Below are 18,036 nucleotides of genomic sequence, written 5' to 3' on the forward strand. Positions count from 1 at the left end.
CGCTCTCCATGTTAGTTCGCGGTCTTTTTCATCATACTGAAGATAAACAGCACCGCCGCACTGAGCACCACTGACGGCCCCGCTGGCGTGTCATAGAACGCCGAGAATGTTAACCCACCCGTTACCGCAATCATTCCGATAATCACGGCTACGCCGGCCATCTGCTCCGGCGTACGGGCAAAACGACGCGCCGTGGCGGCAGGGATGATCAGCAGCGACGTAATAATCAGCGCGCCGACAAACTTCATTGCGACACCAATCGTTAACGCCGTCACCAGCATCAGCAGCAGTTTTACGCGCTGCAGCTTCACGCCGTCGACAAATGCCAGATCCGGACTGACGGTCATGGCCAGTAAATTCCGCCACTGCCAGAGCAGAATAGCGAGCACCACCACCACGCCAACGGCGATAGCGATGAGATCTTCCGGCGTTACGGCCAGAAGGTCGCCGAAGAGGTAGGCCATCAGATCCACGCGGATGTTCGACATCAGGCTGACCACCACCAGGCCCAGGGACAGGGCACTGTGCGCCATAATGCCAAGCAGCGTATCAATGGCGAGGTGAGGGCGCTTTTCCAGCCAGACCAGACCGGCGGCCAGCAGCAGCGTGACCACAATCACCGCGTAGAAGGGGTTTACATCCAGCAGCAGACCAAAGGCAACGCCCAGCAGAGACGCGTGCGCCAGGGTATCGCCAAAATAGGACATTCTGCGCCAGACAACAAATGAGCCGAGTGGGCCCGCGGCGCAGGCAAGCATAATCCCGGCCAGCCAGCCGGGCAGTAACAGTTCAATCATGAGTGTCCATTTCCCCGACGCAGTACGATTCGTCCCTGTAAATCATGGCGATGATTATGATGATGACGGTAAATACCCAGCTGTTCAGCGCCGCGGGGGCCGAACATGGAGATAAATTCCGGGTGCATTGACACCACTTCAGGCGTACCGGAACAGCAGATATGATGGTTGAGACACAGCACTTCGTCGGTTTTTGCCATTACCAGATGCAGGTCGTGAGACACCATCAGCACGGCGCAATCAAGCTCCCGACGCAGCTGGTCGATCAAATCATAAAGCGCAACCTGACCATTCACATCCACACCCTGAGTTGGCTCATCCAGTACCAGCAGCTGCGGGCTGCTCAGCAGCGCGCGGGCAAGTAACACTCGCTGAGTTTCACCGCCGGACAGTTTTTGCAGCGGCGCATCGACAAGATGGCCCGCCTGCACGCGTTTCAGTGCCGGAAGAATATCGGCTTTCCGTGTGCCGGGGCGCAGACGCAGGAAACGGCTGACCGTCAGCGGCAGCGTGGCGTCGAGGTGAAGTTTTTGCGGCACATAGCCAATACGCAATTTTTCCTCGCGCTTGATCACGCCTTCATCGGGTGCGACCAGACCCAGCACCACGCGCACCAGGGTGGATTTGCCTGCGCCATTGGGGCCGAGCAGCGTCAGAATTTTGCCGGGCTTCAGATCGAGCGACACGTCAGAGAGGACGCGGCGCTGCCCGAATGAGACCGAAATATTTTCAAGAGAAACCAATGTCGTCATGTCATTTTAAGCTTGAAGAAGTCAACGAATGTTATAATATCACATTCCACGCATTCACTACGATGATTAGTCGCATTATGTTACATAAAAATACGCTTCTTTTCGCAGCATTATCCGCTGCCCTTTGGGGTACAACCGCACAAGATGTTAACGCTGCGGTTGTCGCTTCGCTTAAACCACTCGGTTTCATCGCGTCCGCCATTGCAGACGGGGTAACGGAAACCCAGGTTCTGCTCCCTGATGGTGCATCCGAGCATGACTATTCCCTGCGCCCGTCAGATGTAAAACGCTTACAAAACGCGGACTTAGTTGTCTGGATTGGTCCGGAAATGGAAGCGTTCATGCAGAAGTCAGCAAAACAGGTTGCTGGCGAAAAACAGGTCGCGATTGCCGAACTCTCCGGCGTGAAACCGTTGCTCATGAAAGGGGCGGATGACGACGGTGACGAACATCACCATCATGCTGTAGACGGCAAAAAAGGTGATGGAGATCACCATCACGGCGAGTACAACATGCATCTTTGGTTATCCCCAGAGATAGCGCGGCTTTCAGCGGTTGCAATCCATGACAAATTAGTGGAACTTATGCCGCAAAGTCGAGCCAAACTAGACGCCAACCTGAAGGATTTTGAGGCACAATTAGCCGCAACCGATAAGCAGGTTGGTAATGAGCTCGCACCGTTGAAAGGTAAAGGGTATTTCGTTTTTCATGACGCCTACGGCTATTACGAAAAACACTACGGTTTGACCCCGCTGGGCCACTTCACCGTCAACCCTGAAATTCAGCCTGGTGCGCAGCGTTTACATGAAATCAGAACACAGTTGGTTGAGCATAAAGCGACATGCGTTTTTGCTGAGCCACAGTTCAGGCCAGCGGTCGTAGAAGCCGTGGCCAGGGGAACATCCGTGCGCATGGGAACCCTTGACCCGCTAGGTACGAATATCCAGTTGAGCAAAGCGAGCTATTCGCAGTTCCTCAGCCAACTGGCGAACCAGTATGCGAGCTGCCTGAAAGGAGAATAACGAGGAAGTGAATACGTGCAACAGATAGCCCGCTCTGTCGCCCTGGCATTTAACAATCTGCCTCGACCCCACCGCGTTATGCTGGGGTCGCTTACAGTTCTCACCTTAGCGGTCGCCGTCTGGCGGCCCTATGTTTACCACCCGAGTTCTGCCCCTATCATCAAAACCATTGAGCTTGAAAAGAGCGAAATCCGTTCTTTGCTGCCTGAAGCCAGTGAGCCTATCGACCAGGCGGCTCAGGAAGATGAAGCCATCCCGCAGGATGAACTGGACGATAAAACCGAGAACGAAGCGGGTATCCACGAATATGTTGTGTCTACCGGGGACACGCTGAGCAGCGTGCTGAACCAGTACGGCATCGACATGGGCAATATCAGCCAGCTGGCGGCTGCGGATAAAGATCTTCGTAACCTGAAAATCGGACAACAGCTCTCCTGGACACTAACGGCGGACGGCGATCTCCAGCGTCTGACCTGGGAAATGTCCCGCCGCGAAACCCGCACCTACGATCGCACTGCAAACGGTTTCAAGATGACCAGCGAAATGCAGAAGGGCGACTGGGTTAACAGCGTTCTGAAAGGCACCGTGGGCGCGAGCTTTGTCGCCAGCGCGCGCGATGCAGGCCTGACCAGCGCTGAAATCAGCTCGGTGATCAAAGCCATGCAGTGGCAGATGGATTTCCGCAAGCTGAAGAAGGGCGATGAGTTCTCCGTCCTGATGTCCCGCGAAATGCTGGACGGCAAGCGCGAGCAAAGCCAGCTGCTGGGCGTACGTCTGCGCTCTGAGGGCAAAGATTACTACGCGATTCGTGCCGAAGACGGTAAGTTCTATGACCGCACCGGTACGGGCCTGGCGAAAGGCTTCCTGCGCTTCCCGACGGCAAAACAGTTCCGCGTCTCCTCTAACTTTAACCCGCGTCGTCTGAACCCGGTAACCGGGCGCGTCGCACCGCACCGTGGCGTTGACTTTGCCATGCCGCAGGGCACACCGGTACTGGCGGTAGGAGATGGCGAAGTGGTGGTGGCCAAGCGTAGCGGTGCCGCCGGATATTATGTCGCGGTACGTCATGGTCGTACTTATACGACCCGCTATATGCACCTGCGTAAGCTGCTGGTCAAACCGGGCCAGAAGGTGAAGCGTGGTGACCGTATCGCGATCTCCGGCAATACCGGACGCTCTACCGGCCCGCACCTGCACTATGAAGTGTGGATCAACCAGCAAGCAGTGAATCCGCTGACGGCGAAACTGCCGCGCACCGAAGGCCTGACAGGTAAAGATCGTACTGATTATCTGGCGCAGGTGAAAGAGGTGATGCCGCAGCTGAGCCTAAACTAAGCTCTCTGTTTTTGTTAAAAAAGCCGGCTCACACTGACGCCGGCTTTTTCTTTTGTGCGTGGACGACTGCCTCGCTACACTATCTGAATAAAATTTTGCGTCATCAGACCCTGGATCCAGCATGGAAACCAAAAAAAACAATATTGAATACATTCCTGAGTTTGAAAAATCCTTCCGCCATCCGCGCAACTGGGGCGCCTGGCTTGGTGTCTATGCCTTTGCGGGGATGGCGTTGCTGCCGGCTTCCGTCCGCGATCCTGTTTTGGGGAAAATTGGCCGTCTGGCCGGGCGTTTAGGCAAGAGCGCCCGCCGTCGCGCGCAGATCAACCTTTACTACTGTTTTCCTGAGAAAAGCGACGCCGAGCGCGAGGCAATCATTGATGAGATGTATACCACCGCGCCGCAGGCAATGGCGATGATGGCCGAACTGGCGCTGAAAGGGCCGGATAAAATCGTCGATCGCGTTGACTGGAAAGGGCTGGACATCATCGAGGAGATGCGCCGCAACGACGAGAAAGTCATTTTCCTGGTCCCCCACGGCTGGGGCGTTGATATTCCGGCGATGCTCATGGCGTCTCAGGGGCAGAAAATGGCGGCGATGTTCCATAACCAGGGAAATAAAATCTACGATTTTGTCTGGAACACGGTGCGTCGTCGTTTTGGCGGACGTTTGCATGCGCGTAACGATGGTATTAAACCCTTCATTCAGTCTGTACGCCAGGGGTACTGGGGCTACTATCTGCCGGATCAGGACCACGGCCCCGAGCACAGCGAGTTTGTTGACTTCTTTGCGACCTATAAGGCGACGCTTCCCGCGATTGGCCGTCTGATGAAGGTCTGTCGTGCCCGCGTGATCCCGCTATTCCCGGTCTATGACGGCAAAACGCATCGTCTGAGTATTGAGGTCCGTCCGCCGATGGACGATCTGCTCACCGCGGACGACCACACCATCGCGCGCCGAATGAACGAAGAGGTGGAGATACTGGTGGGGCCGCATGCCGAACAGTACACGTGGATACTGAAGCTGCTTAAAACGCGCAAACCGGGTGAAACAGAGCCCTATAAACGCAAAGAGCTTTATCCGAGGAAATAAAAAAAGCCCTCTCCAGATGGAGAGGGCTTTTTAACACAGACGTTATTACTCGACGGTCATGACGCGCGTGGTGTTGGTTGAGCCGATGGTGCTCATCACATCGCCCTGGGTCACAATGACGATATCACCGGACACCAGATAGCCTTTGTCGCGCAGCAGGTTTACGGCATCGTGTGCCGCAGCTACGCCGTCATTGGTGCTGTCGAAGTGAACCGGCGTCACGCCGCGGTACAGCGCGGTAAGGTTCAGGGTACGCTCGTGACGGGACATGGCGAAGATCGGCAGACCAGAGCTGATACGAGAGGTCATCAGCGCGGTGCGGCCAGATTCGGTCATGGTGATAATCGCGGTAACGCCCTTCAGATGGTTTGCCGCGTACATCGCAGACATCGCAATCGCTTCTTCCACGTTGTCGAACTGCACGTCCAGACGGTGTTTAGAAACGTTGATGCTTGGGATCTTTTCAGCGCCCAGGCAGACGCGCGCCATGGCGGCCACGGTTTCTGCCGGATACTGGCCCGCAGCGGTTTCCGCAGAGAGCATCACCGCATCGGTACCGTCCAGCACGGCGTTAGCCACGTCCATGACTTCTGCACGGGTTGGCATTGGGTTGGTGATCATCGATTCCATCATTTGAGTGGCGGTGATCACCGCGCGGTTCAGCTGACGTGCGCGACGGATCAGCGCTTTCTGGATCCCTACCAGCTCAGGGTCGCCAATCTCCACGCCCAGGTCACCACGCGCAACCATCACCACGTCGGACGCGAGGATCACATCGTCCATGGCATCCTGATCGCAAACGGCTTCCGCGCGTTCAACTTTCGCGACGATTTTAGCATCGCAGCCTGCATCACGTGCCAGACGACGCGCATAGTTCAGATCTTCGCCGCAGCGCGGGAAGGAGACCGCCAGGTAGTCAACGCCGATCAGCGCAGCCGTCACGATGTCCGCTTTGTCTTTATCGGTAAGCGCTTCTGCAGAGAGGCCGCCGCCCAGTTTGTTGATGCCTTTATTGTTGGAGAGCGGGCCGCCGACGGTGACTTCGGTGAACACTTTCATGCCCTGAACTTCCAGCACCTTCAGCTGTACGCGACCGTCGTCCAGCAGCAGGATATCGCCTGGTACCACGTCAGCCGGCAGGCCTTTATAGTCGATACCGACTTTCTCTTTATCGCCTTCGCCTTTGCCCAGGTTGGCATCAAGCAGGAATTTGTCGCCGATATTGAGGAAAACTTTACCCTCTTTAAAGGTCGATACGCGGATTTTTGGACCCTGCAAATCGCCGAGGATAGCTACGTGGCGGCCCAGTTTGGCTGCGATTTCACGCACTTTATCGGCACGTAACTTATGGTCTTCTGGCGTACCGTGAGAGAAGTTCATACGCACCACGTTGGCGCCGGCGGCGATAATTTTCTCAAGATTATTATCGCGATCGGTGGCCGGGCCTAAGGTGGTTACGATCTTGGTTCTGCGAAGCCTTCTGGACATGTAATACTCCGTTGACTGAAACAACTTTGGTGTTGCGTGAACATTGAATCGGCCTTCATCTGCTGCAAGGCAGCGGAGAGTGGACCGAATGCCGTAAATCGTTACATCGTAATTATTGGTTACGTCTTCGTTATCAACTATCAGGGAACATCGCTCTTTATAAGCAATTCTTTATCAAAACGCGATTCCTTCAGCGCTTCCTTGACCCGCTTCAAGTTATCCCGGAATTTTGCGCCCCGACGTAAGGTAAAACCGGTTGCCAGCACGTCAATCACGGTGAGCTGCGCCAGCCGGGAGACCATCGGCATATAAATGTCGGTGTCTTCCGGCACGTCGAGGGTGATCGCCAGCGTCGCTTCACGCGCCAGCGGCGTACCTGCCGTGGTGAGGGCAATCACCATGGCATCGTTTTCACGGGCCAGCTGAGCCAGCTCTACCTGACTCTTGGTGCGGCCGGTGTGCGAAATCAGCACCACGACGTCATCTTCACTGCAATTCATACAGCTCATGCGTTGCAGCACAATGTCATCGGAATAAATAACCGGGACGTTAAAGCGGAAAAATTTGTTCATGGCGTCATGCGCCACGGCTGCTGACGACCCGAGACCAAAGAACGCAATCCGCTTGGCTTGGGTGAGTAAATCCACCGCGCGATTCACGGAACTCATGTCCAGAGACTGACGGACGTGGTCGAGTGAAGCCATGGCCGATTCAAAAATTTTCGCGGTATAGGCATCAACGCTGTCGTCTTCATCCACATTACGATTAACATAAGGGGTGCCGTTAGCCAGACTTTGTGCCAGATGCAGTTTAAAATCAGGGAAGCCGCGCGTTTCCAGGCTGCGGCAAAAGCGATTGACCGTCGGTTCGCTAACACCCGCTTCCTGTGCCAGAGCGGCGATGCTTGAATGAATCGCCTGAGCGGGGGAGGCGAGAATGACCTCGGCCACTTTTCGCTCGGATTTGCTAAGGTGTTCCAGTTGAAACTGGATTTTTTCCAGCATGTTCATGTTAACAGGACGCTCATGGGTGTAAACGATTTCATAAATTGATGAAATCGTGATTCGATTTAGCCGATATTACCCTTGTGGCTTCCATAAAGGGTAACAATCGACAAGATAATGTTGTTGTTTTTTTTCATTACTTGATCGGTGTCGGGTTTTGCTGTGACGTTGTTGCGCAAAGAAACGGCGGTTGTTGCGTCATTGCGCCGCCGTAATCCTCCAGAAAGGGAAAAATCGCGTTATCGCACGCGACGATAAGCGCTAATGGTTTCGGGAATGACGTAAAAGCAGTACAGTGCATTGTAATAAAATTACAACGATACCTGGCAGAAGTACCAGGTGATCCAACTGAGGAGAATGACATGGCGGTAACGCAAACAGCCCAGGCATGTGACCTGGTCATTTTCGGCGCGAAAGGCGATCTTGCACGCCGAAAATTGCTGCCTTCCCTGTATCAACTGGAGAAAGCGGGCCAAATTCATCCGGATACCCGTATCCTGGGTGTCGGGCGCGCCGACTGGGACAAGGACGCTTATACTAAAGTCGTCCGCGAGGCGCTCGAAACTTTCATGAAGGAAAAAATTGATGAAAGTTTGTGGGATACCCTGAGTGGACGCCTCGATTTCTGCAACCTGGACGTCAATGACGTCAGCGCGTTTACCCGCTTAGGCGCGATGCTGGATCAGAAAAACCGTGTCACCATTAACTATTTCGCTATGCCGCCAAGCACCTTCGGCGCCATCTGCAAAGGCCTGGGCGAAGCCAAACTGAACGCCAAACCGGCTCGCGTCGTGATGGAAAAGCCGCTGGGTACGTCGCTGGCAACCTCGCGTGAAATCAACGACCAGGTGGGCGAGTTCTTTGAAGAGTGCCAGGTCTACCGTATCGACCACTATCTTGGCAAAGAGACGGTACTGAACCTGCTGGCGCTGCGTTTCGCTAACTCCCTGTTTGTGAATAACTGGGACAACCGCACTATCGACCACGTGGAAATCACCGTGGCGGAAGAGGTGGGGATTGAAGGTCGCTGGGGTTACTTTGACCAGGCTGGCCAGATGCGCGACATGATCCAGAACCACCTGCTGCAAATTCTGTGCATGATTGCCATGTCTCCACCGTCTGACCTGACGGCTGATAGCATCCGTGACGCAAAAGTGAAGGTGCTGAAGTCACTGCGCCGCATCGACCGCTCCAATGTGCGTGAGAAGACCGTCCGCGGCCAGTACACCGCCGGGTTTGCGCAAGGCAAAAAAGTGCCGGGCTACCTGGAAGAAGAGGGCGCGAACAAGTCCAGCAACACCGAGACGTTCGTGGCGATCCGCGTGGATATCGACGACTGGCGCTGGGCAGGGGTTCCGTTCTACCTGCGCACCGGCAAACGTCTGCCAGCCAAATGTTCCGAAGTGGTGGTTTACTTCAAAAACCCGGAACTGAACCTGTTCAAAGAGTCCTGGCAGGAACTGCCGCAGAACAAACTGACCATTCGTCTGCAGCCGGACGAGGGCGTGGATATCCAGATCCTGAACAAAGTGCCGGGCCTGGATCACAAACACAACCTGCAGACCACCAAGCTGGATCTGAGCTACTCCGAAACCTTCAACCAGACGCACCTGGCCGATGCTTACGAGCGTCTGCTGCTGGAAACCATGCGCGGTATCCAGGCGCTGTTCGTGCGCCGTGATGAAGTGGAAGAGGCGTGGAAATGGGTCGACTCCATCACCGAAGCCTGGGCTGCCGATCAGGATGCGCCAAAACCGTATCAGGCGGGGACCTGGGGACCTGTCGCGTCGGTGGCGATGATCACCCGCGATGGCCGCTCCTGGAACGAGTTTGAGTAAGATAATCCTCTAGCTCGAAAGTGTTATTTTACCGGTAACATGATCTAACACAGCTAGTGGCACAATTTTCAACTTTTAAGCTCCGCGTGGATTCACCCGCGGAGCTTTTTTTATTACACTGCCGGAAGTGATTTTGCCCCTGAGCTCCGGACAGCAAGCGTTTCAGCGTTGTTAACAACTGCCAGCGACTTTGTAAACTCCCGAGCCGGACAGATAATTTAGAGGAGCTTTTATGAATCCGACATTGTTACGCGTAACACAGCGCATTATCGAGCGCTCGAAAGAGACCCGTTCGGCCTACCTCGCCCGGATTGAACAGGCAAAGAGCAGCACCGTCCACCGATCTCAGCTGGCCTGCGGGAACCTGGCGCACGGCTTCGCCGCCTGCCAGCCTGATGATAAAGCGTCGCTGAAAAGCATGTTGCGTAACAATATCGCCATCATTACCTCCTATAACGATATGCTTTCCGCCCACCAGCCGTATGAGGTTTATCCCACTATCATCCGTAACGCGCTGCACAGCGTGAATGCGGTGGGCCAGGTGGCGGGCGGCGTACCTGCCATGTGCGACGGCGTGACGCAGGGGCAGGACGGTATGGAGCTGTCCCTGCTGAGCCGCGAAGTGATTGCGATGTCCGCCGCGGTGGGCCTGTCACACAACATGTTTGATGGCGCGCTGTACCTCGGCGTGTGCGACAAGATTGTCCCGGGCCTGGTGATGGCGGCGCTGTCGTTTGGGCATCTGCCTGCGATCTTCGTCCCGTCCGGCCCAATGGCGAGCGGTCTGCCAAACAAAGAAAAAGTGCGTATTCGCCAGCTGTACGCGGAAGGGAAAGCAGACCGTCAGGCGCTGCTGGAGGCGGAAGCCGCGTCCTATCATGCGCCGGGGACCTGTACGTTCTACGGTACGGCTAACACCAACCAGATGGTGGTGGAATTTATGGGGATGCAGCTTCCGGGCTCGTCCTTCATCCAGCCGGATGCGCCGCTGCGCAAGGCGCTGACCGAGGCTGCGGCCCGTCAGGTCACGCGTCTGACAGGCAACGGCAATGAATGGATGCCGATGGGTAAAATGGTAGACGAAAAAGTCATTGTTAACGGGATTGTCGCGCTGCTGGCAACCGGGGGGTCAACCAACCACACCATGCATCTGGTGGCCATGGCGCGTGCGGCGGGCATTCTGATTAACTGGGATGACTTCTCCGAGATCTCTTCTGTAGTACCGCTGATGGCACGCCTGTACCCGAACGGTCCGGCGGATATTAACCACTTCCAGGCCGCAGGCGGCGTACCGCTGCTGATGCGCGAGCTGCTGAAAGGCGGACTGCTGCATGAAGACGTGAATACCGTGGCGGGCTTTGGCCTTAAGCGCTACACCCAGGAGCCGTGGCTGAACAACGGCGAGCTGGACTGGCGCGAAGGGGCGAGCGCGTCTCTTGATGCGCAGGTGATCGCCACCATCGACAAACCGTTCTCACCTCACGGCGGCACCAAAGTGCTGAGCGGCAACCTCGGTCGCGCGGTAATGAAGACCTCTGCCGTACCGGAAGAGAACCAGATTATCGAAGCGCCGGCGGTGGTGTTTGAAAGCCAGCATGAGGTGTTACCCGCCTTTGACGCCGGTCTGCTTGATAAAGACTGCGTGGTGGTGGTGCGTCACCAGGGGCCTAAAGCTAACGGGATGCCAGAATTACATAAACTTATGCCACCACTTGGTGTATTATTGGACCGCCGTTTCAAAATTGCGCTAGTCACCGATGGACGCCTCTCCGGGGCATCCGGTAAAGTGCCTTCAGCCATCCACGTGACGCCGGAAGCCTACGACGGCGGTCTGCTGGCGAAAGTACGCGACGGTGACATGATCCGCGTGAACGGCCAGACGGGCGAGTTAACCCTGCTGGTGGATGAAGCCGAACTGGCTGCACGTCAGCCCCATATTCCTGACCTGAGCGCATCGCGCGTGGGGACCGGACGCGAAATGTTCAGCGCGCTGCGTGAGAAACTCTCCGGTGCGGAGCAGGGCGCAACCTGTATTACGTTTTAAGACGACTTGATTTTAACGATCTGGCGAGAGAAAACTCTGATGAAAAACTGGAAAACAAGTGCAGAAGCAATCCTGACCACTGGCCCTGTCGTGCCGGTTATCGTGGTAAACAAGCTGGAGCACGCTGTACCGATGGCGAAAGCGCTGGTCGCGGGCGGCGTTCGCGTTCTGGAAGTGACCCTGCGCACCGCCTGTGCGATGGATGCTATCCGCGCTATCGCCAAAGAAGTGCCGGACGCCATCATCGGTGCGGGTACCGTTCTCAACGCGCAGCAGCTGGCGGAAGTGACCGAAGCTGGCGCGCAGTTCGCCATCAGCCCTGGCCTGACCGAACCGCTGCTGAAAGCCGCCACCGAAGGTACCATTCCGCTGATCCCGGGCATCAGCACCGTGTCTGAACTGATGCTGGGCATGGACTACGGTCTGAAAGAGTTCAAATTCTTCCCGGCTGAAGCGAACGGCGGCACCAAAGCGCTCCAGGCGATTGCGGGTCCCTTCTCTCAGGTACGCTTCTGCCCGACGGGCGGTATCTCTCCTGCCAACTACCGTGACTACCTGGCGCTGAAAAGCGTGCTTTGCATCGGTGGTTCATGGCTGGTTCCGGCGGATGCGCTGGAAGCGGGCGACTGGGATCGCATCACCAAACTGGCTCGCGAAGCGGTTGAAGGCGCGAAGCAGTAAGCCACTCGCCGCATGAAAAACGGGCCTTACGGCCCGTTTTTTTATCCTGAAACCTTGACGCTCGCAGCGGCTGCTTTCGCTCTCGCCACGGCGTCGTTAACGTTATCCCCGGTGGCTAATGCCACGCCAAGACGGCGGGTTCCGTCGATCTCCGGCTTGCCGAACAGACGTACCTGCAATCCTGCACCCACCGCCCCGTCGACGTTATCAAACGTGACGTTCTGGCTGGTTAGCTGCGGCAGGATCACCGCCGAGGCGGCCGGGCCATACTGACGTACACCGCCGACGGGCAGGCCGAGGAACGCGCGTACGTGCAGGGCGAACTCGGAGAGATCCTGCGAAATCAGCGTGACCATGCCGGTATCATGCGGGCGAGGGGAGACTTCGCTGAAAACCACCTCATCACCGCACACAAACAGCTCCACGCCGAACAGGCCATATCCGCCCAGCGCCAGGACGGTTTTACGGGCGATCTCCTGAGCACGCTCCAGCGCCAGGGCGCTCATCTGCTGCGGCTGCCAGGACTCGCGGTAATCCCCATCCTCCTGACGGTGACCAATCGGGTCGCAGAAATGGACGCCGTCAACTGCGCTGACGGTCAGCAGGGTGATTTCGAAATCAAACTTCACGACGCCTTCGACGATGACGCGACCGGCTCCGGCACGGCCGCCCTGCTGGGCATAATCCCACGCGTTATCCAGAGTGCCGCTGTCGCGAATAAAGCTCTGCCCTTTTCCGGAGGAGCTCATCACCGGCTTAACGATGCACGGGTAGCCAATCTCCTCGACGGCCTGCAGGAACGCGGCCTTATCGCCAGCAAAACGGTAGCTCGAGGTGGGCAATCCCAGCTCTTCCGCCGCCAGGCGACGAATGCCTTCGCGGTTCATGGTCAGCTTTGCGGCTTTCGCACAGGGCACCACGCGCTGGCCTTCCTGCTCCAGGGCGATCAGCGTATCGGTGGCGATGGCCTCAATTTCCGGCACGACAAAATCGGGTTTTTCGCGCGTAATCAGTTCGCGAAGGGCATCGCCATCCAGCATGTTAATCACATAAGAACGATGGGCGACGTGCATGGCGGGTGCGTCAGCGTAACGGTCTACGGCAATGACTTCCACACCTAAACGCTGGCACTCAATGGCGACCTCTTTTCCCAGCTCGCCCGATCCCAACAGCATCACTCGCGTCGCTGCAGGTCGCAGCGCAGTTCCTAAACGAATCATAACAATCCCCCTGAAAAAGTTGCGCGCAGTATAAACGAAAACGTTTGCGTCTGTCTTGTGCACGGCTACAGGAGGGGGCAGAAATTTGCGCATCTTTAGCCCGACCAGACGTTTCCTGACGCCCGCTCGCTTACGCTGTGAAACATGTTCACCGTTAAGTGAGGGAAACCATGTCTGGCTGGTTAAATCAACTGCAATCCCTGTTAGGGCAGAAAACATCGTCTGGAGAGCGGGACCTCAGCAAACTGCTGGTACCCGGGGCGCTCGGCGGGCTGGCAGGCCTGCTGGTTGCGAATAAATCCTCACGCAAGCTGCTGGCAAAGTATGGTACAGGCGCGCTACTGGCCGGCGGCGGCGCCATCGCGGGCACCGTGCTGTGGAATAAATACAAGGACAGAGTGCGAACCGCGCACAGCGATGAACCGCATTACGGCGAGCACACCTCGCCGCTGGATCTGCGTACCGAACGGCTCATTCTTGCGCTGGTTTTTGCCGCGAAAAGCGACGGGCATATTGACGATAAAGAACGATCGGCGATCGAGCAGCAGCTGCGCGAGGCCGGTGTTGAAGAGAAGGGAAGAGCGCTGGTGGCGCAGGCGATAGAACAGCCGCTTGAGCCGCAGCGTCTTGCGCAGAGTGTGAAAAATGAGGAAGAGGCGCTGGAGCTCTATTTCCTCAGCTGCGCCGCCATCGATATCGATCATTTTATGGAGCGCAGCTACCTTAACGCTCTGGGCGATGCGCTAAAGATCCCTCAGGACGTGCGCGAGGGCATTGAGCGGGATATCCGGGAGCAAAAACAGGCGTTACAGGGATAGCCGTCGCCGTCGCGACGCTGTTTCGCTTGCATCATGCGTGGGTTTTGCCAACCTTATAGGGTGTAAAACTTAAAAGAATGATGACATGCCACCGAAAGCCCGACGTACTCCTTATGCGATCACCACGCATGGCGATACGCGTATAGACAACTATTACTGGCTGCGGGACGATTCGCGCTCCCGGCCAGAGGTACTCGACTACCTGCACGAGGAAAACGACTATGGCCGCAAGGTCATGTCCAGCCAGCAGACGCTTCAGGACCAGCTGCTGAATGAAATGGTGCAGCGTATTCCTCAGCGCGATATCTCCGCGCCCTGGACCAAAAACGGCTATCGCTATCGCCACATCTACGAGCCCGGCAATGAGTATCCCATCTACCAGCGTCAGTCGGTGTTAAGCGCCGAATGGGATGAGTGGGATATTCTGCTGGATGCCAACCAGCGCGCCGCCCACAGCGAGTTTTATACCCTGGGCGGCATGTCCATTTCGCCTGACAACGCGGTAATGGCGCTGGCGGAGGATTATCTCTCCCGTCGCCAGTACGGCCTGCGGTTTCGCAATCTGGACACCGGCAACTGGTATCCGGAAATGCTGGAAAACGTCTCCCCGGATTTTGTCTGGGCGAATGATTCCGAGACGGTTTACTACGTCAAAAAGCACGCGTCGACGCTGCTGCCTTATCAGGTGTGGCGACATACGGTGGGAACGGACTCCGCTGACGACGAGCTGGTTTATGAAGAGAAAGACGAAACGTTCTATGTCAGCCTGCATAAAACCTCCTCACGCCACTATGTGATTATCTTCCTTGCCAGCGCGACGACGTCGGAAGTTCTGCTGCTGGATGCCGAACTGCCGGACGCCCAGCCGCTCTGTTTCCTGCCGCGCCGCAAGGATCACGAGTACAGCCTGGATCACTTCCAGCACAGCTTTTATTTGCGCTCCAATCGCGAGGGCAAAAACTTTGGTCTCTATAAAACCAAAGTACGCGATGAGCGGAAGTGGGAGGTGCTTATCCCCGCGCGGGATCAGGTGATGCTCGAAGGATTCACCCTGTTTACCGACTGGCTGGTGGTGGAAGAGCGTCAGCGCGGGCTGACCAGTATCCGGCAGATCAACCGTAAAACCCGGGAAGTGGTGGGGATTGCGTTCGACGACCCGGCCTACGTGACGTGGATTGGTTTCAACCCTGAACCCGAATCGTCGCGGTTGCGCTACGGCTACTCTTCCATGACCACGCCGGACACCCTGTTTGAGCTGGATATGGATACCGGGCAGCGCCAGGTGATTAAACAGACCGAGGTAAAAGGGTTTGAGTCCGAAAACTACCGCAGCGAGCACCTGTGGGTCACCGCCCGTGATGGCGTGGAGGTGCCGGTCTCTCTCGTTTACCATCGTGCTCATTTCCAGAAAGGCAAAAACCCGATCCTGGTGTACGGCTACGGCTCGTATGGCTCAAGCATGGACGCCGATTTCAGCAGCAGCCGGTTAAGCCTGCTCGATCGCGGTTTTGTTTTCGCCATCGCCCATATTCGCGGCGGCGGTGAGCTGGGCCAGAACTGGTATGAAGACGGGAAATTCCTGAAAAAGAAAAACACCTTCAATGACTACCTCGACGTCTGCGATGCACTGATTGAGCAGGGATACGGCGATCCGCAGCTCTGCTTTGGGATGGGGGGCAGCGCGGGCGGCATGCTGATGGGGGCGGCGATCAACCAGCGTCCCGACCGTTTTAAGGGGATTGTCGCGCAGGTTCCGTTTGTCGATGTGGTCACGACAATGCTCGATGAATCCATTCCTCTTACCACCGGGGAGTTTGAGGAGTGGGGGAATCCGCAGGATGAGATGTACTACCGCTATATGAAAGAGTACAGCCCGTACGATAACGTTGAGGCGAAAGCCTACCCGCATATGCTGGTCACCACCGGTTTGCATGATTCTCAGGTGCAATACTGGGAGCCGGCAAAATGGGTGGCAAAGCTGCGCGAGCTGAAAACCGATGACAATCTGCTGCTGCTGTGTACCGATATGGATTCCGGACACGGGGGGAAATCGGGACGGTTTAAATCGTACGAAGGGGTTGCTCTGGAATATGCCTTTTTAATAGGCCTGGCGCAGGAAACTTTGCCAGGCCGTGCGGAGCGTTAGGCGTCGCCCAGATAATGTTTCAGCGTTAAGCGCAGTTCCGGGCTCATTCTGTCGAGGTTGTTATACAGCCAGCGCAAATAGCCCGGGTCTTTATCCGCCACCTCGGACACCGGCTTTCCGCGATATTTACCAAAGGTAAACGTGGTCAGCAGCGCGGGACGGCCGGTGATCGTCGCCATGTCATCCGGCGTCCAGCCAGAGATATTCATAATATCAATCAGCAGCGCGGCGGTGATATAGCAGTCATACAGGGCGCGGTGATGGTGAAGCCCCTCAGGGGTACGTACGCTGAGCTTGCGGGACTTGTACAGCGCCATATTGCTGTATTTAATCCCCGGCCAGAGACGACGCGCCAGCTTCATAGTGCAAATCCATTCCCCCGGCATTTCAGGCAACACCCGGCGGTCAAAGCTGGCGTTATGCGCGACGTACCACGGGCTACCGTAGTAGTGCGGAATGATCTCTTCGATCCACGGCTTATCCGCCACCATCGATTCGGTAATGCGATGGATAGCCATCGCCTGGGGGCTGATGGGGCGATCTGGGCGCACCAGATGGCTCATGGGGTTGACGATTTTACCATCAACCACGTCGACAGAGGCCACTTCCACTATTCCGCCCTGAAGATCGCAAGTTTCGGTATCGATGACGCGCAGCATTGAAAACTCCTGAGCTTAAAACGCCTAGCCTAAAGGAATGATATCGCCTTGCCAACCCTCTCCGCCGAGCGTGCCGGTCACCAGAAGCTCGCCCTTATCCGCGCGCACGACCAGCTGGCCTTTTTCATCCCACAGCGCGCTGCCGCCGCAGGCGTTCGCCATCAGCACCGCAATGGCATATTTATGCGCGAAGCGCTGCAGGTTACTGATGGACTGCCGCCAGCGATTATCCCCCACCGACTGGCAGCTGGTAACAAGCGTTGCCCGGGGATCGAGATTGGGGGAATCGGGATATGCATCAAGGATGGTAAGGTGTTTATCTCCCGGCACCAGGCTCGCTCCGCGCCCTTGCGGATAGCGCAAAATGCGATGGCGAGCGGGCGAAAACAGCACGAGGCCTTTCTGGCGCTGGCCATTCTGTTCCAGGGGGAGCCCGGCAATAACGGTAATCTGGTGTAGATGTGCCGCGTTAAGCAGCGGTTCCAGCTGCGCGTCATCGGGCGGGGGAGGTAACGTCGGCGCGCCAGAGCCCGTTAATGAGAGTTCTGGGAAAACCAGCAGATCGCACCGCTGCCGTGCTGCTTCGGCGATGAAGCGCAGGTGGTGCGTAACATGGTCATCTACAGTCTGATGCAGCCCGCCATACTGGGCTGCCGCTATATTCCAATGTGACATCGTGACTTCCTTATACACTGAGTCGCAGAGATTTAAGAATACACCCAAAATAATCAGGGTTTTCTTATCCTGCCAGATTCCGCGTAAGGAAGTGTAACGACTCGTTAAGCTTATTTAACTTTAGGCTCGTACGGTAAACGGGAGAGATTGACCGAGGCAAGACGGTGGGCGATGAGTCTTTCGCGAAACCAGTCGCGCAGATGGGCGGGCTGTTCCCGTTCCACGACTTCAGCCACGATGGGCATGTTGTAACGCTCTTTAAACGCGACGCCAGCGGCAGCGAGATCGACATTCACTTTATCCATCTCGTCCTGCGGAAGGGCGGCCAGATTGATCTTCATTACCTTCTCCTTTTTATGCGGCGGCAACGTTACCGCGATTGCACGAAGATGACAAGCGGAGGCAGGATGATCCTCGACTCGTTTATTATACAGCGTTATTCTTTAGCACACAGACATAACAAA

Annotated in this window: 16 protein-coding genes; 8 read left to right on the forward strand and 8 right to left on the reverse strand. The window is 56.3% G+C overall.

The features are described from left to right. Positions 1-11 precede the first annotated feature (11 nt). Positions 12-797, reverse strand: coding sequence for a zinc ABC transporter permease subunit ZnuB (znuB, locus tag BJ885_RS12550; protein WP_029741768.1), 786 nt, complete (start codon positions 795-797; stop codon positions 12-14). After that, positions 794-1,549, reverse strand: a complete 756-nt coding sequence (znuC, locus tag BJ885_RS12555) for a zinc ABC transporter ATP-binding protein ZnuC (RefSeq protein WP_023312233.1) — start codon at positions 1,547-1,549, stop codon at positions 794-796. Before znuC ends, znuB begins: the two co-directional genes overlap by 4 nt. Before the next feature lie 77 nt (positions 1,550-1,626). On the opposite strand from znuC, the gene znuA reads away from it, so the two are divergent. The 3 genes from znuA (at position 1,627) to lpxM (ending at position 4,999) form a co-directional block, all read left to right on the forward strand. Then, on the forward strand, positions 1,627-2,571 hold the full coding sequence (gene znuA / locus BJ885_RS12560; RefSeq protein WP_147449221.1) for a zinc ABC transporter substrate-binding protein ZnuA: 945 nt from the start codon (positions 1,627-1,629) through the stop codon (positions 2,569-2,571). A 15-nt stretch (positions 2,572-2,586) separates the two neighbouring features. After that, on the forward strand, positions 2,587-3,906 hold the full coding sequence (gene mepM / locus BJ885_RS12565) for a murein DD-endopeptidase MepM (protein ID WP_029741766.1): 1,320 nt from the start codon (positions 2,587-2,589) through the stop codon (positions 3,904-3,906). Positions 3,907-4,027: 121 nt separating this feature from the next. Continuing rightward, positions 4,028-4,999: a lauroyl-Kdo(2)-lipid IV(A) myristoyltransferase gene (lpxM, locus tag BJ885_RS12570; RefSeq protein ID WP_029741765.1), complete on the forward strand. Its 972-nt coding sequence runs from the start codon at positions 4,028-4,030 to the stop codon at positions 4,997-4,999. A 45-nt stretch (positions 5,000-5,044) separates the two neighbouring features. Here lpxM and pyk read toward each other — a convergent pair whose 3' ends face one another. Beyond that, the gene (gene pyk / locus BJ885_RS12575) at positions 5,045-6,487 is read right to left on the reverse strand and encodes a pyruvate kinase (RefSeq protein ID WP_008500455.1); all 1,443 of its coding nucleotides are present in this window, start codon (positions 6,485-6,487) and stop codon (positions 5,045-5,047) included. A gap of 140 nt (positions 6,488-6,627) precedes the next feature. After that, complete coding sequence (locus BJ885_RS12580; protein ID WP_023312229.1) at positions 6,628-7,497, reverse strand: MurR/RpiR family transcriptional regulator; 870 nt, start codon at positions 7,495-7,497, stop codon at positions 6,628-6,630. Positions 7,498-7,853: 356 nt separating this feature from the next. On the opposite strand from BJ885_RS12580, the gene zwf reads away from it, so the two are divergent. The 3 genes from zwf to kdgA all read left to right on the forward strand — a co-directional run bounded on the left by zwf (position 7,854) and on the right by kdgA (position 12,054). Further along, positions 7,854-9,329, forward strand: coding sequence for a glucose-6-phosphate dehydrogenase (gene zwf, locus BJ885_RS12585; protein ID WP_023312228.1), 1,476 nt, complete (start codon positions 7,854-7,856; stop codon positions 9,327-9,329). 232 nt (positions 9,330-9,561) lie between these two features. After that, positions 9,562-11,373: a phosphogluconate dehydratase gene (gene edd / locus BJ885_RS12590; RefSeq protein ID WP_121932058.1), complete on the forward strand. Its 1,812-nt coding sequence runs from the start codon at positions 9,562-9,564 to the stop codon at positions 11,371-11,373. A 39-nt stretch (positions 11,374-11,412) separates the two neighbouring features. Then, entirely contained in the window at positions 11,413-12,054 is a 642-nt protein-coding gene (gene kdgA / locus BJ885_RS12595; RefSeq protein ID WP_014884307.1) for a bifunctional 4-hydroxy-2-oxoglutarate aldolase/2-dehydro-3-deoxy-phosphogluconate aldolase, read from the forward strand. A gap of 41 nt (positions 12,055-12,095) precedes the next feature. Here the strand turns inward: kdgA and purT are convergent, their stop codons facing one another. Then, positions 12,096-13,274: a formate-dependent phosphoribosylglycinamide formyltransferase gene (gene purT / locus BJ885_RS12600; protein WP_121932059.1), complete on the reverse strand. Its 1,179-nt coding sequence runs from the start codon at positions 13,272-13,274 to the stop codon at positions 12,096-12,098. 170 nt (positions 13,275-13,444) lie between these two features. Between purT and BJ885_RS12605 the strand changes: the two genes are divergently transcribed. Continuing rightward, on the forward strand, positions 13,445-14,092 hold the full coding sequence (locus BJ885_RS12605; RefSeq protein ID WP_024909700.1) for a tellurite resistance TerB family protein: 648 nt from the start codon (positions 13,445-13,447) through the stop codon (positions 14,090-14,092). 85 nt (positions 14,093-14,177) lie between these two features. Next, positions 14,178-16,238 carry an oligopeptidase B gene (ptrB, locus tag BJ885_RS12610; RefSeq protein WP_121932060.1) on the forward strand — a complete coding sequence of 687 codons (2,061 nt, stop codon included), beginning with the start codon at positions 14,178-14,180 and terminating at the stop codon, positions 16,236-16,238. Here ptrB and exoX read toward each other — a convergent pair. The 3 genes from exoX to BJ885_RS12625 form a co-directional block, all read right to left on the reverse strand. Beyond that, complete coding sequence (exoX, locus tag BJ885_RS12615) at positions 16,235-16,897, reverse strand: exodeoxyribonuclease X (protein ID WP_010432611.1); 663 nt, start codon at positions 16,895-16,897, stop codon at positions 16,235-16,237. The two genes, ptrB and exoX, sit on opposite strands and share 4 nt — an antisense overlap. A gap of 24 nt (positions 16,898-16,921) precedes the next feature. Continuing rightward, on the reverse strand, positions 16,922-17,572 hold the full coding sequence (locus BJ885_RS12620; protein WP_121932061.1) for a carbon-nitrogen hydrolase family protein: 651 nt from the start codon (positions 17,570-17,572) through the stop codon (positions 16,922-16,924). Between the two features lie 110 nt (positions 17,573-17,682). Beyond that, a complete protein-coding gene (locus tag BJ885_RS12625) occupies positions 17,683-17,913 on the reverse strand; it encodes a DNA polymerase III subunit theta (RefSeq protein WP_013096102.1) in 231 nt (76 codons plus the stop codon). Positions 17,914-18,036: the final 123 nt, after the last annotated feature.

The sequence above is a fragment of the Enterobacter sp. WP_7_1 genome, from assembly GCF_003688535.1.
GTDB lineage: Bacteria > Pseudomonadota > Gammaproteobacteria > Enterobacterales > Enterobacteriaceae > Enterobacter > Enterobacter asburiae.

What these genes read in the sequence shown, in the direction of transcription:
- BJ885_RS12605 (WP_024909700.1), top strand. Translation starts at nt 13,445, where the DNA reads ATGTCTGGCTGGTTAAATCAACTGCAATCCCTGTTAGGGCAGAAAACA.
- znuA (WP_147449221.1), top strand. Translation starts at nt 1,627, where the DNA reads ATGTTACATAAAAATACGCTTCTTTTCGCAGCATTATCCGCTGCCCTT.
- purT (WP_121932059.1), bottom strand. Translation starts at nt 13,274, where the DNA reads ATGATTCGTTTAGGAACTGCGCTGCGACCTGCAGCGACGCGAGTGATG.
- kdgA (WP_014884307.1), top strand. Translation starts at nt 11,413, where the DNA reads ATGAAAAACTGGAAAACAAGTGCAGAAGCAATCCTGACCACTGGCCCT.
- zwf (WP_023312228.1), top strand. Translation starts at nt 7,854, where the DNA reads ATGGCGGTAACGCAAACAGCCCAGGCATGTGACCTGGTCATTTTCGGC.
- exoX (WP_010432611.1), bottom strand. Translation starts at nt 16,897, where the DNA reads ATGCTGCGCGTCATCGATACCGAAACTTGCGATCTTCAGGGCGGAATA.
- znuC (WP_023312233.1), bottom strand. Translation starts at nt 1,549, where the DNA reads ATGACGACATTGGTTTCTCTTGAAAATATTTCGGTCTCATTCGGGCAG.
- lpxM (WP_029741765.1), top strand. Translation starts at nt 4,028, where the DNA reads ATGGAAACCAAAAAAAACAATATTGAATACATTCCTGAGTTTGAAAAA.
- pyk (WP_008500455.1), bottom strand. Translation starts at nt 6,487, where the DNA reads ATGTCCAGAAGGCTTCGCAGAACCAAGATCGTAACCACCTTAGGCCCG.
- znuB (WP_029741768.1), bottom strand. Translation starts at nt 797, where the DNA reads ATGATTGAACTGTTACTGCCCGGCTGGCTGGCCGGGATTATGCTTGCC.
- BJ885_RS12620 (WP_121932061.1), bottom strand. Translation starts at nt 17,572, where the DNA reads ATGTCACATTGGAATATAGCGGCAGCCCAGTATGGCGGGCTGCATCAG.
- ptrB (WP_121932060.1), top strand. Translation starts at nt 14,178, where the DNA reads ATGCCACCGAAAGCCCGACGTACTCCTTATGCGATCACCACGCATGGC.
- BJ885_RS12625 (WP_013096102.1), bottom strand. Translation starts at nt 17,913, where the DNA reads ATGAAGATCAATCTGGCCGCCCTTCCGCAGGACGAGATGGATAAAGTG.
- edd (WP_121932058.1), top strand. Translation starts at nt 9,562, where the DNA reads ATGAATCCGACATTGTTACGCGTAACACAGCGCATTATCGAGCGCTCG.
- BJ885_RS12580 (WP_023312229.1), bottom strand. Translation starts at nt 7,497, where the DNA reads ATGAACATGCTGGAAAAAATCCAGTTTCAACTGGAACACCTTAGCAAA.